The following is a 14,186-nucleotide window of genomic DNA, read 5'->3' on the forward strand; positions in this document are numbered from 1 at the left end:
CCGAGCGGGGCGGCTTTGGCTTCACGTCCAGTACAGCACCGGCGCCTGCGGGAAGCGCCGCTGCCACTCCTGGTAGAAGAACTCCTTCAGCTCGCGCATGTCGGCGGGCTGGTACACGTACTTCAGCCCCCCGAACTTGTTGCGCTTCACGGCGCGGGTGGCCTCGTCCAGATCCAGGGAGGTGCCCGGGTACCACTGCAGCAGCACGTCCTTGGAGCCGGGCGTGAAGCGGTGGCTGATAAACTCCACGGTCAGGTCGCAGGGAAAGTCTAGGGCGGCCTGCAGGCGGTCGAGCAGCCGGCCGTACTCCTGGCGCCAGTCGGGAATGGGCATGATGGGGGCCAGCACCACGCCCACCGGGTAGCCGCCCCCGCCCTGCTCCCGCGGCAAGGCCAGCTGCCGCAGGGCCCGCAGCCGGGCCTCGATGGAAGCCGTGCCGGCCTCCAGCTTGCGGGCCACCGGCTCGGCGTTCAGGCTGATGCGGGCCCGGGTACGGCCGTGGTGGGGCAAGGCCAGCAGCGAGTCCACGTGGTCGTACTTCGACACGAAGCGCAGGTGGGCACCCTCCCGCTCCCCGAAGTAGCGGATGCACTCGGCCAGGCTGCCCGTCAGGTGCTCGATGCCCAGCACGTCGGTGTAGCAACTCACCTCGAAGGACGTGCGGCGGCCGGGCTGCTCGTAGCCCGCGGTGTTTTGGAGCAGCGCGGGCAGGTTGGCAAAGGCCCGCACCACCGGCGGGCCGCTGAGCGAGCCGGCCAGGTAGCAGTACTGGCAGTGGGCCGGGCAGCCTTCGGCCAGGTTCATCTGCCAGTCGGCCGAGGGCGGGGTGGGCTGCAGCCGCAGGGCACCGGGCGGGGCCTTCACCACGGCCAGGGTGCTCTTGGCGCGGCGGTACGTGTCGCGGGCGTCGGGGCCGCGCAGGCCGCTGAGGCGGTTGCTTTTGAGCAGCTCCACTTCCAGGTCCAGGGCCGTCACGCGCGCCAGAATCTGCTGGCCGAAGGGCTCGTCGAGGGCATCGGGGGTAAACACCACGCGCTTGGGCAGCCAGAGCTTGGCGGCGTGGGTGCGGGGCGCTTCGGCCGGGCGGGCCGGGGCATTGAGCACGGGTAACAGCAGTGAATCCATCATCAGCAGCACAACACCCGGCGGGCCGTTTAAGCTCCTTTTCAGGCCACCAGTCGGGCATTATTTCGAATTGATAATCAAATATATAAACCCACTTAAAACAACCCAGGAGCCGGCTTATCACATCATTGTGCTATTGCCCCGGGCCGGGCCAGGCAGCAGCTTCGCTTTCCGCTAGCTTTCCGCGCCTATGTCGTTTCTGCCCCGTCTTCTCGGCCCCGCCGCCTGGCTGCTGCCCCTGGCCGCGGCCGCCCAATCGGCCAAACCCACCACTCGTACCCCGGTCCAGGCCATTGCGGCCGCCGAGCGGGCCTTTGCCGCCCAAGCCCTGCAGGAAGGCACCAAGGCCGCCTTCCTGGCCACCATGGCCGATTCGGCGGTGGTATTCAGCCGGGCCGAGCCCGCCCTGGCCCGCAGCGTGTGGAGCGGCCGCCCCGCCGCCACGCCCACCGACCCCAGCCTGCACTGGGGCCCAGCCGCCGTGGGCGCCGCGGCCTCGGGTGAGCTGGGCTACAGCACCGGCCCCTGGTACATCCAGCGCCCCGACGGGCAGCGCGTGGCCTACGGGCAGTTTTTCACCATCTGGGCGCGTCAGCCCGACGGCCGCTTCCGCTGGCTGCTCGACAACGGTATCAGTCACCCGCAGCCCGCCGGCAGCCCCGAGCCGCCCGCCACGCTCAGCTTCCCTGCGCCCGGCCAGCCGCCCCGGCGCGGCAGCACCGCGGTGCTGCGCACGGCCACGGCGCTGGACGAGCAGCTGTCGGCGGCCGGGGCGGCGCAGGGGCTGGCGGCGGCCTACGCGGCCCGGCTGCACCCGCAGGCCCGCCTGCTGCGCGAGGAAACCCTGCCGCTGCTGACGCCCGCGGCCATCCGCCGGCAGCTCGAAGGGGAAGCGCCGCGGCAGTTGCGGCCCACGGGCGGCCGGGTGGCCCGCTCCGGCGAATTGGCCTACACCTACGGCACCTACCAGCACAGCGCGGGCGGGCAGCCCGGGCGCGGCAGCTACGTGCACCTGTGGCAGCACGGCCCCCAGGGCTGGCAGCTGCTGGCCGAGGTGTTCAACGCCGCCCCGCAGTAGCCGGCCGCAACCTTAGGGCCCCGCCCGAAGTAGCAAGGTAGCCCCGGCCCACCGCCGGGGCTTCTTTATCCGCCGCTGCTTATGCCCAGCCCGTCCGCCGCCGACGCGCCCCTGATTCTGACCCTGCAGCTCGACGAGGCCACTCAGGCGTTTTTCGACGCGCTGCGCCAAAAGCACTTCCCACCGGAGCGCAACTACCTGGCCGCCCACCTCACCCTGTTTCACCACCTGCCGGGCGCCGAGCTGAGCAGCATCGAAGCCTACCTGGCGGTGCGCTGCCGCCCGCAGGCCCCCATCGAGCTGCGGGTGGCGGGGTTGCAGTCGTTGGGGCAGGGCGTGGCCTACAGCCTGTTCAGCCCCGCCACCGAGGCCCTGCACCGCGAGCTGCAGGCCCACTGGCAGGCCCACCTCACGCCCCAGGACCAGCAGCGCCGCCACCCGCACGTGACGGTGCAGAACAAGGTCAAGCCCGAGCAGGCCCGGCAGCTGCTGGCCGAGCTGCAGGCCGATTTTGAGCCCTTCGAAGCCACCGGCACCGGCCTGCAGCTCTGGGCCTACCGCGGCGGGCCCTGGGAGCTGCTGCGCACGTTTGCCTTCGGCGAAAACGCCTGAACCCGCGGCCCCGCTCGGCCCGCAGCCGCTATTTTTGCCCGGCCGCGCCCCTACGGGCCCGCGCCGACTGTACTTCTCACTTGCTACCGACTTCCTCGCCATGAAAGCCCTGCTGCTGATTGATATCCAGAACGACTTTGTGCCCGGCGGCGCGCTGGCCGTGGCCGGCGGCGACGAAATTATTCCGCTCGTCAACCGCCTGCAGGAGCAGTTCGGACTGGTGGTGGCCACCCAGGACTGGCACCCACCGGGCCACCTGAGCTTCGCCAGCAGCCACCCCGGCCACCAGGTGTTCGACCAGGTGGAGCTGTACGGCCTGGCCCAGACGCTCTGGCCCGACCACTGCGTGCAGGGCACCGAGGGCGCCGAGCTGCACCCGGCCCTGGACCAGCACCGCATCGAGGCCATCTTCCGCAAGGGCATGGCCCCCGAAATCGACAGCTACAGCGGCTTCTTCGACAACGGCCACCGCAAGGCTACCGGCCTGGCCGATTACCTGCGCGGCCGCGGCGTGACCGAAGTGTACCTGGCCGGCCTGGCCGCCGACTACTGCGTGTTCTTCTCCGCCAAGGACGCCCGCGGTCAGGGGTTCACCACCTACCTCATCGAGGACGCCACCCGCGCCATTTCGGCCGAGGGCTTCGGGCGCGCCAAAGTTGAGCTGCACCAGCTCGGCGGCCACGTCATTCAGAGCGCCGAGCTGCTGCAGTAACGACTCGAAGCGCCTGTTTTGTGGAGCAGCGCGAGCATTCAGCCCGCGTCGTCAGACCGTCATGCAGAGCGCAGCGAAGCATCTCGCTGGCTAGAATTTCTATGCACCATCAGCACGCGAAATGCTTCGCTGCGCTCTGCATGACGCGGGGCTCGTCGTTCTGAGGGCGGCCCCGGATGTCTCGCACTGCTCGACATGATAGCCGGCTTTAGCGGACGGCGGGGCGGGGCGAGGTGGCGGCGCCGTAGCTGGCCCGCAGCCCGATAAGCCGGGCCAACGGGCGCAGCAGCCCGAACACCACGCGCTGCAGCAGCCGGGGCGGGTTGGCCAGACGGTATTCCCGGCCGAACTCGCTCAGCAACAAGGAAGACTGCAGCAGGCCGGGGGCGCCCTCGGGCGTAACCAGGCCGGCCTGGGCCAGGGTGAAGGTGGTTTCGAGCAGCTCCTCGGTGCGCAGGGCCGGGCGGGTAGTCCAGCGCACTATCGTCCGCTCGTCCTGCCCGTTCCACATCGCGTGCACCTGCCCGGGCGCAATGCGCAGCCGCTCACCGCGGCGCAGGGTGCGCAGCTGCCCGTCGAGGCGCACCTGCAGCTCGCCCTGCAGCACCTCGAACAGCTCCTCCTGCTGCGGGTGGTAGTGCGGGCGCGGCTCGGGGCCGCGGCCCCGGTAGCTGGCTTCGAGCACCAGCTCCCGCCCGTTGGTCTGGCGGGCGGTGCTCAGGAAGTACAAACTCTGCCCCGTGATGGGGTTTTCAACACTTTGGCCTTGGTATGCCATGGGTAAAGAGGACGCTGACAGTAGCCTGGTGGATAGCCGCTGGGTAAACTGAAAACCGTAAAGCCCGACCCGGGCCGGCCGGGCGCCGGCGCAGCGCAGCAGCCTCCACGGGCGGGCTGCACAAAGGTACCGCCGCCCGCTAGCAGGCTGATTCACATGATGATGTGAGTGCACCGCCAACGCCACCGCGCAGCCGCCGAACCGGCCCGGATTCTCGCCGAACATAACCTTTGCCGCCAGCCGGGGGTACAGAACAGCCGCGCCCCAAGCCTTTCCGCTGCCTATGTCCGACCTCGGCCTGGACCTACCCTACCAACTCTCCATTGCCCTCAGTACCACCGGCGTCGTGCTCGGCGGGCTGGCCCTGGGCCTGCTCATCAAGTGGCTGATATTTTGGCTGCTGCGCATCTACAGCCGCCGCGACGACGCCCTGCTGCCCCGGTCGGTGGCGCGCTGGCTGAGCCGGCCCAGCACCTACTTTCTGCCGGTGCTCACCTTGTCGTTTATGCTGCCGCTGGCCCCGCTCGGGCCCAAGCCCTTCGAGGTGCTGCGCCGGGTGGTAGAGGCGGCCCTCATCAGCACCTTTGCCTGGGGGCTGGTGCGCACCGTGAACGTGGTGGAAGACCTGGTGCAGCAGCACTACCGCCTGGGCGAAGCCGACAACCTGCGGGTGCGCAAGCTGTTCACCCAGCTGCAGTTCGTGCGCAAGCTGGTGGTGTCGCTCATCGTCTTTCTGGCCGTCGCGCTGATTCTGATGAGCTTCGCCACGGTGCGCAAAATAGGCACCGGGCTGCTGACCTCGGCGGGCATTGCCTCGGTCATTGTGGGCTTTGCCGCCCAGCGCAGCATCAGCAACCTGCTGGCCGGCTTCCAGATTGCCTTCACCCAGCCCATCCGCCTCGACGACGTGCTGGTGGTGGAGGGCGAGTGGGGCCGGGTGGAGGAAATTACCTTCACCTACGTGGTGCTGCGCATCTGGGACGAGCGGCGGCTGGTCTTGCCCCTGAACTACTTCATCGAGAAGCCCTTCCAGAACTGGACGCGCACCACCTCGCAGCTGCTGGGCACGGTGTTCATTTACACCGATTACACCATCCCCGTCGATGCCCTGCGCGCGGAGCTGCGCCGCGTGGTGGAGCCGCACCCGCTCTGGGACCGGCGCGTGTGCGTGCTGCAGGTTACCGATTCCAAGGAGCGCACCCTGGAGCTGCGCATCCTGGTCAGCGCCGCCAACTCCAGCCAGGCCTTCGATTTGCGCTGCGAGGTGCGCGAGCGGCTGGTCGGCTTCATTCAGCGCGAGTACCCGCAGTGCCTGCCCAAAACCCGCGCCGTCACCGACGAGCCCAGCCGACCCGCCGCTACAGCCATCTTGCCCGACGCCGGGCTGGCCGGCTAGGCCAGTAAAGCAGCACAGCAGTAAATCAGACCGTCATCCTGACGAAGGAAGAACCTTCCTCCCACCCCGCACCGTCACCACCGACGAAGTGCATGCAGTACATAGTAGTCACAAAACAAGCGCAGCCACCAACAGTAGAACGTTGGCGGCTGCGCTTTTGAGTTGGTACAGGGTTCGAGGAAGGTCCTTCCTTCGTCAGGATGACGTTCTGATTTACCGCCGTTCTACCGGTTCTACTGCCGGAACCGGCTGTTCATGGCTTCGGTGGCGGCGTCCAGCTCGGCGCGGGAGGCCAGGCGGCGCTCCTCCGAGGTGCCGTAGCCCACTTCCTGCTCCCCGGCGGCCAGGCGCTCCACGATGGAATCGGCGAAGTCATTGACCGGCACGCCGAAGGTGTGCAGGCCCGCCCCGCCCAGGTCGGTATTGACGGCCGGCGGCACAATTTCCAGCACCCTGATGCCGGTATTGCGCAGCTGTTCGCGCAGCGAAATAGTAAAGGAGTGCAGCGCGGCCTTGGTGGCGCTGTAAATCGGGGCGAAGGCGGCGGGCGTGAAGGCCAGGCCGGAGGTAACGTTGATGATGGCCGCGCCGGGCTGCTGCTGCAGGTGCGGCAGCAGCAGGGTGCTCAGGTGAATGGGCGCCTCCAGGTTGATGGCAATTTCCTGCTGGCGCGCGGCCCAATCCTCATTATCAGCCAGCTGCAGGCGACGCTGCACGCCCGCGTTGTTGATGAGCACGTTCAGGGTGGGGAATTCGCGCGTGACCCAGTCGCGCAGGGCGGCGCGCTGCTCGGGCTGGGCTACGTCGCCGGCGTACACGTGCAGGCCGGGTAGCTGCCGCTGGGCCGCCTGCAGCACTTCCGGGCGGCGCCCTACGGCAATGACGGTGCTGCCCGCCGCGACAAAGCGCTGCGCCAGGGCCAGGCCGATGCCCGTGGCTCCGCCGGTGATGAGAATGGTATTGCCAGCCAGGTTCATAAGAGCAAAATCAGCAAGACGTGGAAACGGCGGTAATACCACCGGCGCGGCGGTTTTGTTGGCCCCGCCGCCGGTTTTCGAACCACTGCGGCGCCCGGCCGGTTATCAGCCGACGGCCCGCTGCCCGGCGCGGGCGTACTTTCTGCCCGGCGCTGCGTACCTTGAGCAAGCCGGCGCGGCCCGCTGCGTTTCCACCCTTATCTGCCCGTCTTATGTCCTACCGTTTCCTTCTCCCTGCGGCCCTGGGGCTGCTGCTGGCCGGCCCGGCCGCCGCGCAGTCGTTTTCCGCCGACCCGGCGGTGCTGCCGGGGCTGGGCGCGGCCCCGCTGTCGGGCTACGTGAGTGCGGGCACCGTATTCGCGGGGCGCTACGGGGCGGCCAGCTACCTGAGCCCGGCCCTGAGCTACCAGCTCACGCCGCGCTTCCGGGTGTTTGCCGGCGGCACCTACCTGCGCACCTTCCCCGGCGCCCTGCCCGCCCGCGACGACAAAGGCAGCCTGCCCCTGGCTTACCAGGGCTTCAACCGCTACTTCATCCAGGGCGGCGGCACCTACGCCATCAGCCCGCGCCTCTCGCTGACGGGCAGCGCTTGGAAAGACCTCACCCCGATGACCACCACCGGCTACCGCGTCAACCCCTACGCCGGCTTCGGGCAGCAGGGCCTGAACCTGCGCGCCGACTACCACGTGACCGAGAACTTCTCCGTGTCGGGCGGGCTGCGCATGACGCAGGGCGGCTACCCCGGCTACGGCGCCCCCGGCCTGGGCGTGGGCTTCTGAAGCGGCCTGCTTATAGACCCGATTAACGCGCAAAACCCGGCTTAGCGGCCGGGTTTTTCATCTAGGTGCCGCCGACGCCCGTTCTGCATTGCGGAATGGGCTCCTAAACGCCTTGGCGGTTCTCGGAACAGCTACTCCCGGCCAGCGTAGGCGCGGCGCGTCGTCCAGGCAATGGGCAGGCCCACCATCAGGATGAGAATGACGAGGTTGATGACGATGCCCTGCAAGGTGAGCGGGCCGCGGCCGGCCCGGCTCAGCGGCAGCACTACGAGGTTCATCACGGCCCACACCACAACCCCGTAGAGCACGCCGCCGAGCACCCACTGCCGCCGCAACGCCGGCCAGGCGCGGGCGGCCGCCACGTACAGCGCGGCCCAGAGCAGGGCAATGAGGTAGTGCAGGCCCAGGCCCAGCAGCGCCGTGGCCCAGCCGCCCGCGTAGGCCGCTTTGCCCAGCGCCCCGCTGGCTACCGACTGCAGCAGCGTCTGGGGCCCGAGCTTCTGCAGCAGGCCGCTGAACACCAGCAGCGCGGCCGAGATGTCGAGGGTGCCGGCCAGCAGGCCGGCGCGCAGGGCGGCGCGGGTAGTGGAAACCGGGGCTGAAGGCGAATTGGCAGCGGCGAAGTGGCTCATGCGGGCGGGGCGGGCGGGTTCGGGTAAATATAGCCGCCTGGGAAATTCGGCGCCCCCGGTATCTTTGCCCGGCTGAGCCACCCCTTCCGCGCCCCCGACGTCAGCTCCCTCCCACCCTCGCGTCCCACTGTACCTTCTCATCCGTGCTCAGCTCCGGTGAAGTGCATTTGGGTTCCTGTTTCTTGAAACTCAGGCCGCGCGCCGGCTGTTTTGCCCTCCTATGGCGAAACGGCCCGACCCGCCGCGGGCTATCCGTAGCCCGACCGTAGGCACTTTTTCCGCCGTTCCGCGTACTGCCTAAGTCTCTTTCCCGACCGTATGAATACTCCTTCTTCCGCTGCCGACACCGAACTCACGCCCGACGTCATCCTCATTGGGGCCGGCATCATGAGCGCCACCCTGGGCATGATGCTCAAAGAGTTGCAGCCCGATCTGCGCATTGCCGTGGTGGAGCGTCTCGACGTGGCCGCCGCCGAAAGCTCCGACGCCTGGAACAACGCCGGCACCGGCCACTCGGCCTTCTGCGAGCTGAACTACACCCCCGAGCGCGCCGACGGCAGCATCGACACCTCGAAAGCCATCAAGATTGCCGAGCAGTTTGAGCAGAGCAAGCAGTTCTGGACCTACCTGGCCCAGACCTACGCCGTCAAGGAGCTCAGCCGCTTTATCAACCACGTGCCCCACCTGAGCTTCGTGTGGGGCGAAGGCAACGTGGAGTACCTGCGCAAGCGCCACGCGGCCCTTACCCAGTCGCCCTTGTTCCAGGGCATGCAGTTCAGCACCGACAAGGCCGAGCTGCAGCAGTGGATGCCCCTGGTGATGGAAGGCCGCGACCCGGCGCAGCCCGTGGCCGCCACCCGCATGGACATCGGCACCGACGTGAACTTCGGCTCCCTCACCCGCGGCATGTTCTACCTGCTCCAGGAAAAGCCGGGCGTGTCGTTCTACTTCCACCACGAAGTCGAGAAGATCAAGCGCAAGGACGACAACCGCTGGCTGGTACGGGCCGAAAACCGCACCACCGGCCAGAAGCTTAAGCTCAAAGCCCCGTTTGTGTTCATCGGCGCGGGCGGCGGCTCGTTGCCCCTGCTCATTGCCTCGGGCATCCCCGAGGGCCAGGGCTTCGGCGGCTTCCCGGTGAGCGGGCAGTGGCTGAAGTGCCTGAACCCCGACGTCATTGCCCGCCACGACGCGAAGGTGTACGGCAAGGCCTCCGTGGGCTCCCCGCCCATGTCGGTGCCCCACCTCGATTCGCGCGTCATCAACGGCAAGAAGGAGCTGCTGTTCGGGCCCTACGCCGGCTTCAGCACCAAATTCCTCAAGAAAGGCTCCTTCCTGGATCTGCCCCTGAGCATCAAGCTCAGCAACATGCGGCCCATGATTATTGCCGGCCTCAAGAACATTCCGCTCACCCGCTACCTCATCAACCAGGTGCGCCAGTCGCCGGAGGATAGGCTGGCGGCCCTGCGCGAGTACCTGCCCGAGGCCCGCGCCGAGGACTGGGAGCTGGAAGTGGCCGGCCAGCGCGTGCAGGTCATCAAGAAGGACAAGAAGGAAGGCGGCGTACTGGAGTTCGGCACCGAGGTGGTCAGCGCCGCCGACGGCTCCATTGCCGCCCTGCTGGGCGCTTCGCCGGGCGCTTCCACGGCCGTGAGCATCATGCTGGGCCTGATTCAGCGCTGCTTCCCGCAGCAGGCCACCACGCCCGCGTGGCAGGCCAAATTCAAGGAAATGATTCCCTCCTTCGGCCAGTCCCTGCACGACAACCCGGCCCTGACCGAGCAGCTGCGCGCCTACACCGGCGAGGTGCTGGGCCTGAATGCGCAGGTCGGCAACCCGGCGTAAACCGTCCCGGCCCGACGAACTGAACGCCCCCCACGCGGCGCCTTCCCCGGCCAGGGAAGGCGCCGCGTTGTATTCGGCCGTACCTTTCGCCTATCTTTCTCGGACTGGCTAAGTCCAATCCGCTCCCGAAGCGGTACCTTTGGAGGCTGAACCGTTTCCCCTATCCGCCGACTCATCTCGAATTTGCCGCATGACTGCCGCGTCAACCGACTATTTCGATTTGTTCCGGGCCCTGCCCGATAAGTATTTGCTGCTTTCGCCCGAAGGCCGCGTGCTCGACCTCAACGACGCCCACGCCGCGTCGTCGCTGCCGGGCCGCCGCCGCGAAGACGTGGCCGGGCTGGACTTCTTCGAGGTGTGGCCGCCCAACTCCGACACCGAAGGCGAGGTAGTGCGCCGCTCCCACGAGCACGTGCGCGCCCAGCACGCCGCCGATATCATGCCGCTGATCCGCTACGACCTGCCCACCGCCGACGGCGGCTACGAGGAGCGGTTCTGGCAGGCCACGCACTTTCCGGTGCTCGGCCCGGGCGGGGAGCTGCGCTTTATCCTGCAGCGCACCGAGGACGTGACCGAGCTGCACCGCGCCGAGCTGCGCGCCCGGCAGATGCAGCGCGAGCTGGCCGACAGCTACGAGCGGCAGCAGTTTATCCTCGAATCGGTGCCGGCCATGGTGTGGACGGCCACGCCCGCCGGCGGCCGCGACTATTTCAACGCCCGCTGGCTGGACTTCACGGGCCGCCCCGCCGCCGAGCAGCTCGACCGTGGCTGGCTGCAGTTTCTGCACCCCGACGACCAGGCGCGCATCCGCCAGATCTGGGACGCCTCGGTGGCCAGCGGCGACACCTACCAGGTGGAGTACCGCCTGCGCCGCCACGACGGCCAGTACCGCTGGGTGCTGATGCGCGCCGTGCCCCGCCGCAACGAGGCCGGCGAGGTGACCATGTGGGTGGGCGGCGGCACCGACATCCACGAGCAGAAGCAGATGGTGCAGGAGCTGCTGGAGGCCAACGAGCAGCAGGCGGCCCTGTCGGACCAGGCGTACCAGGCCTACCAGCAGGCCGAGGGCCAGCGCGACGCCCTGCGCAGCCTGTTTGCCGAGGTGCCGGCCATGTTCGCCATTTTCCGCGGCCCCGAGCACCGCTTCGAGTATGGCAACCAGCGCTACCTGGAGCTGTTTCAGGGCCGCTACGCTGAGGGCAAATCGGTGGCCGAAGCTGTACCGGAGGCCGTGGAGCAAGGCTTCGTGGCGTTGCTCGACCGGGTGTACCAGACCGGCCAGCCCAGCGGCGGCACCGAAGTTCCGCTGGTGCTGCCCGACCCGCAGACGGGCGAGCAGCGCCAGATTTACCTGAACTTCTCCTACCAGCCGTTCCGGGAACACGGGCAGGTGGCCGGCGTGACGGCCTTTGCCTACGACGTGACCGACCTGGTGCGGGCGCGGCAGGCCCAGCAGCCCAGCGCCGAGTAAGTCCGCCGCCCACGCCCTAACTTAGTATTCGCATTTTATCGGGGACCTCCCCGCTTCTCATGGACCTCACCAGCCTGGATTTTCAGCAAGCCAGGATTAAGCAGGTGCTCTTCAAGTCCCGGCTGCGCTCCGTGCTCTACGGCGTGCGCGAAGCCGACCCGACTCTGTTTTCCGTCCGCGACAATCCCCTGGGCCAGTGGCTCGAAACCATTGTCAAGCCGCGCTACGGCACCATGCCGCAGGTGCGCGAGATTGAGCGCCTGCTCCAAGACACGCTCAACACCGGGCAGGCTTTGGTGCGCCAGTACCAGCGCGGCCAGATTGAGGAAGCCCGCAAGGGCCTGGAGCAGGTAGAAAGCCGCACCGAGCAAATCGACGCCCTGCTGCAGAGCATGGCCGGCCAGATGGGCACCGCCTGAACCGCGGCGTCAGTTCGTCAATCAGCCCTTTCCGCCGCCGGGAAGGGCTTTTTTTGTGCTGCAGGCGCGCCTAAGTACCCTTCGTCGGCATTGTTAACAATTTGTTAATCTCGGTTGGACGCCGCTGCCCCAGCTGCGCTGCGTATCATACTAACCAGCTGGCCATCAAGGCTTATTGCCGCCCGCCTCGGCCAGCTTTTTTCCTGACGGCCCCACTTAGCATTCCACGCCATGCACTTTTCCGCCCGTCACCAGCGCGCCGTACGCCGCGACGACACCGTGGTGTACCTACTCATGCTGCTGGCCAGCGCCACGGCCCTGGTTTACTCTCTGTAACCGCGTCGGGCTGGCCGCGCCGAGCCTCTCTCCAAGCGCCGCGGCCGCCCGGACGAAATAGTCCGGGCGGCCGCGGCATTTTTGGCCCTACGGGCTCAGGCTGCGGGCAGAAATACCTCGGCCAGCATGCAGCGCGCACTGCCGCCCCCGATGGTTTCGATGGTGGGAATGGGCAGGGGCAGCAACTCGCAGTACTGCCCTAGGGTGCGGCGCTGCGCCGGCGTCAGGGCGTCGTAGGCGCTCTGCGAAAGGGCCAGCACCACGGGGCCGGTGGCCGGCTGCAGCGCGAGCATGTTGCCGGCAAAGCGCGTCACCTGCTCCGGGCTGATGTCGATGAGTTCGTGGCCAGTGGCCTGGAGCGATGTGGCCACGGCGGCGCGCCCGGCTCTATCGGTAATGCTGGCCAGGCACACTACGGCAAACCCGGGGCCGAGGCACATCATCACGTTGGTGTGGTAAATGGCCTGGCCCTGGGTGTCGTGGGCACGGAAGGCGACGGGGCGGTAGCCGAGCTGGGCGGCCACCTCGGCAAACAGGGCGGCGTCGGTGCGGGGCGAGAGGGCGGCGTAGGCCACGTGGTGCGTGTGGTCGAAGATGATGCTGCCGGTGCCTTCCAGAAAGCGGTCCTCGGCCTCATGGCCCGACAAATCACTGATTTCGCGCAGGCTGAACTCCCGCGCCAGGGCGGCCAGGATGTCGGGGCGGCGCTCGGCGCGGCGGTTGGGGGCGCACATGGGGTAGAGCACGGCCCGGCCGTCGGCGTGCAGGGTGAGCCAGTTGTTGGGAAATACCGCGTCGGGCTTGGCCGGCTCGGCCGTGTCGTCGAACACCAGCACGCGTACGCCCCGGCCGCGCAGCCGGGCCACCACCCCGTCGAACTCGGCAAAGGCCCGCTGCTGCACGCTCGCGGCATCGAGCCCGGCCAGCGGCTGCTGGAAGTGGTTGGACGGGGCCGTTTCGGCGTTGTAGCCGAAGCGCGCGGGGCGGACGAGCAGGACGGTGCGGGCGGGCATGGGCACTAGGGTATGAGGGTCGGCGGGTATGGGGGCAGGAGTTGGGGCAGGAAAGGTACGAGGGGCGCCGTCAGCGCCGTTAGGATGGCCATGCGGCCGTTGCCACCAACGTACGGCCCGCTGTGCCGTAACTCAAATTAGCGAAGACTGCCCCTCCCCCACCCGCCAACGCCCCAACTTCTACCTGCCGACCCGCCCCCTTCTCCCCTCCAAAAACCCGTACCTTGCCCGCCTATGATTCGCCTTGAACGTTTTACCCCGGCCGACTTCAACCAGCTCATCGAATGGATTAACAGCGAGCGGCTGATGAAGGAGTGGTCGGGCTCGTTGTTTTCGTTTCCGCTCACCGAGGAAAGCCTGGCCTGGTACATCGAAGGGGCCAACGACTTGAGGGACCCGGACGTGTTCGTCTACAAAGCCGTCGACACCAAAACCGACGAAACGGTGGGCCATATTTCCCTGGGCAGCATCAGCCAGCGCGACAAATCGGGCCGGGTGACGCGGGTGCTGGTGGGCAACGAGTGCGCCCGCGGCAAGGGCGTGTGCCGCCGCATGGTGCAAGGGCTGCTGCGCATCGGCTTCGAGGAGCTGGGGCTGCACCGCATCAGCCTGGGCGTGTACGACTTCAACGAGGCCGCCATCAAGTGCTACCTCAAGGCCGGTTTCAAGCGGGAAGGCGTGATGCGCGACGTGGTGCGCCACGGCGACACGTACTGGACGCTGGTGGAAATGGCCATTCTGGAAGACGAGTGGCGCGCCTTGCACCCGGCCCCCGAAAGCGCCCCGGCGACGGATAATCAGCCTTCGGCATAGCAGACTTACCAGCCGTACCCAGGCCGCCCGGTACCCGGGCGGTCTTTTTTTCAGGTCAGACATGACTTCGAGGCTCGACAAAGGCAAAGGCAGACCCTGGCAGTAAGGAGCGAGTCAAGCTCTGCGGGTACTTTTTTCAGCGGCGTCCCGAAGCCAGAGCAAGACCAGAGTCAGCACCCAATGTTGCGCGGCACGGCTGG

The 14,186-nt window shown here is 67.7% G+C and carries 14 protein-coding genes; 9 read left to right on the plus strand and 5 right to left on the minus strand.

Features of this window, described 5'->3' with window-relative positions; translation table 11 throughout:
• Positions 1-21: 21 nt before the first annotated feature.
• Positions 22-1,044 (minus strand): spore photoproduct lyase family protein, encoded by a 1,023-nt coding sequence (locus EJV47_RS14755; RefSeq protein WP_126694088.1) that lies wholly within the window; start codon positions 1,042-1,044, stop codon positions 22-24.
• A gap of 271 nt (positions 1,045-1,315) precedes the next feature.
• On the opposite strand from EJV47_RS14755, the gene EJV47_RS14760 reads away from it, so the two are divergent.
• The 3 genes from EJV47_RS14760 to pncA all read left to right on the plus strand — a co-directional run bounded on the left by EJV47_RS14760 (position 1,316) and on the right by pncA (position 3,527).
• Positions 1,316-2,203: a DUF4440 domain-containing protein gene (locus tag EJV47_RS14760; protein ID WP_126693931.1), complete on the plus strand. Its 888-nt coding sequence runs from the start codon at positions 1,316-1,318 to the stop codon at positions 2,201-2,203.
• A gap of 81 nt (positions 2,204-2,284) precedes the next feature.
• Entirely contained in the window at positions 2,285-2,815 is a 531-nt protein-coding gene (locus EJV47_RS14765) for a 2'-5' RNA ligase family protein (protein ID WP_126693932.1), read from the plus strand.
• Between the two features lie 100 nt (positions 2,816-2,915).
• Complete coding sequence (pncA, locus tag EJV47_RS14770) at positions 2,916-3,527, plus strand: bifunctional nicotinamidase/pyrazinamidase (protein ID WP_126693933.1); 612 nt, start codon at positions 2,916-2,918, stop codon at positions 3,525-3,527.
• A gap of 208 nt (positions 3,528-3,735) precedes the next feature.
• Here pncA and EJV47_RS14775 read toward each other — a convergent pair whose 3' ends face one another.
• Positions 3,736-4,305 carry a cupin domain-containing protein gene (locus tag EJV47_RS14775; protein ID WP_165903770.1) on the minus strand — a complete coding sequence of 190 codons (570 nt, stop codon included), beginning with the start codon at positions 4,303-4,305 and terminating at the stop codon, positions 3,736-3,738.
• A 283-nt stretch (positions 4,306-4,588) separates the two neighbouring features.
• Between EJV47_RS14775 and EJV47_RS14780 the strand changes: the two genes are divergently transcribed.
• Positions 4,589-5,701 carry a mechanosensitive ion channel family protein gene (locus EJV47_RS14780; protein ID WP_126693935.1) on the plus strand — a complete coding sequence of 371 codons (1,113 nt, stop codon included), beginning with the start codon at positions 4,589-4,591 and terminating at the stop codon, positions 5,699-5,701.
• 233 nt (positions 5,702-5,934) lie between these two features.
• Here the strand turns inward: EJV47_RS14780 and EJV47_RS14785 are convergent, their stop codons facing one another.
• Positions 5,935-6,678 (minus strand): SDR family oxidoreductase, encoded by a 744-nt coding sequence (locus tag EJV47_RS14785; protein WP_126693936.1) that lies wholly within the window; start codon positions 6,676-6,678, stop codon positions 5,935-5,937.
• Between the two features lie 212 nt (positions 6,679-6,890).
• On the opposite strand from EJV47_RS14785, the gene EJV47_RS14790 reads away from it, so the two are divergent.
• Positions 6,891-7,457 carry a hypothetical protein gene (locus EJV47_RS14790; RefSeq protein WP_126693937.1) on the plus strand — a complete coding sequence of 189 codons (567 nt, stop codon included), beginning with the start codon at positions 6,891-6,893 and terminating at the stop codon, positions 7,455-7,457.
• A 131-nt stretch (positions 7,458-7,588) separates the two neighbouring features.
• Here the strand turns inward: EJV47_RS14790 and EJV47_RS14795 are convergent, their stop codons facing one another.
• On the minus strand, positions 7,589-8,089 hold the full coding sequence (locus tag EJV47_RS14795; protein WP_126693938.1) for a DUF1440 domain-containing protein: 501 nt from the start codon (positions 8,087-8,089) through the stop codon (positions 7,589-7,591).
• Positions 8,090-8,407: 318 nt separating this feature from the next.
• Here EJV47_RS14795 and EJV47_RS14800 point away from each other — a divergent pair, with 318 nt between their 5' ends.
• From EJV47_RS14800 to EJV47_RS14810, 3 genes are all read left to right on the plus strand, one after another.
• Positions 8,408-9,934 (plus strand): malate:quinone oxidoreductase, encoded by a 1,527-nt coding sequence (locus tag EJV47_RS14800; protein WP_126693939.1) that lies wholly within the window; start codon positions 8,408-8,410, stop codon positions 9,932-9,934.
• Between the two features lie 190 nt (positions 9,935-10,124).
• Positions 10,125-11,405, plus strand: coding sequence for a PAS domain-containing protein (locus EJV47_RS14805; RefSeq protein WP_126693940.1), 1,281 nt, complete (start codon positions 10,125-10,127; stop codon positions 11,403-11,405).
• Between the two features lie 59 nt (positions 11,406-11,464).
• Entirely contained in the window at positions 11,465-11,824 is a 360-nt protein-coding gene (locus tag EJV47_RS14810; protein ID WP_126693941.1) for a CZB domain-containing protein, read from the plus strand.
• 431 nt (positions 11,825-12,255) lie between these two features.
• Here EJV47_RS14810 and ctlX read toward each other — a convergent pair whose 3' ends face one another.
• A complete protein-coding gene (gene ctlX / locus EJV47_RS14815) occupies positions 12,256-13,173 on the minus strand; it encodes a citrulline utilization hydrolase CtlX (protein WP_126693942.1) in 918 nt (305 codons plus the stop codon).
• A 234-nt stretch (positions 13,174-13,407) separates the two neighbouring features.
• Between ctlX and EJV47_RS14820 the strand changes: the two genes are divergently transcribed.
• Positions 13,408-13,986, plus strand: coding sequence for a GNAT family N-acetyltransferase (locus EJV47_RS14820; RefSeq protein ID WP_126693943.1), 579 nt, complete (start codon positions 13,408-13,410; stop codon positions 13,984-13,986).
• Positions 13,987-14,186 lie beyond the last annotated feature (200 nt).

The organism is Hymenobacter gummosus, assembly GCF_003970915.1.
In the GTDB taxonomy this organism is placed as follows: domain Bacteria; phylum Bacteroidota; class Bacteroidia; order Cytophagales; family Hymenobacteraceae; genus Solirubrum; species Solirubrum gummosum.

Coding starts and splice junctions, on each gene's coding strand:
- EJV47_RS14795 (WP_126693938.1), bottom strand. CDS start 8,089: ATGAGCCACTTCGCCGCTGCCAATTCGCCTTCAGCCCCGGTTTCCACT.
- EJV47_RS14805 (WP_126693940.1), top strand. CDS start 10,125: ATGACTGCCGCGTCAACCGACTATTTCGATTTGTTCCGGGCCCTGCCC.
- EJV47_RS14800 (WP_126693939.1), top strand. CDS start 8,408: ATGAATACTCCTTCTTCCGCTGCCGACACCGAACTCACGCCCGACGTC.
- EJV47_RS14780 (WP_126693935.1), top strand. CDS start 4,589: ATGTCCGACCTCGGCCTGGACCTACCCTACCAACTCTCCATTGCCCTC.
- EJV47_RS14810 (WP_126693941.1), top strand. CDS start 11,465: ATGGACCTCACCAGCCTGGATTTTCAGCAAGCCAGGATTAAGCAGGTG.
- pncA (WP_126693933.1), top strand. CDS start 2,916: ATGAAAGCCCTGCTGCTGATTGATATCCAGAACGACTTTGTGCCCGGC.
- EJV47_RS14765 (WP_126693932.1), top strand. CDS start 2,285: ATGCCCAGCCCGTCCGCCGCCGACGCGCCCCTGATTCTGACCCTGCAG.
- EJV47_RS14785 (WP_126693936.1), bottom strand. CDS start 6,678: ATGAACCTGGCTGGCAATACCATTCTCATCACCGGCGGAGCCACGGGC.
- EJV47_RS14760 (WP_126693931.1), top strand. CDS start 1,316: ATGTCGTTTCTGCCCCGTCTTCTCGGCCCCGCCGCCTGGCTGCTGCCC.
- EJV47_RS14820 (WP_126693943.1), top strand. CDS start 13,408: ATGATTCGCCTTGAACGTTTTACCCCGGCCGACTTCAACCAGCTCATC.
- ctlX (WP_126693942.1), bottom strand. CDS start 13,173: ATGCCCGCCCGCACCGTCCTGCTCGTCCGCCCCGCGCGCTTCGGCTAC.
- EJV47_RS14775 (WP_165903770.1), bottom strand. CDS start 4,305: ATGGCATACCAAGGCCAAAGTGTTGAAAACCCCATCACGGGGCAGAGT.
- EJV47_RS14790 (WP_126693937.1), top strand. CDS start 6,891: ATGTCCTACCGTTTCCTTCTCCCTGCGGCCCTGGGGCTGCTGCTGGCC.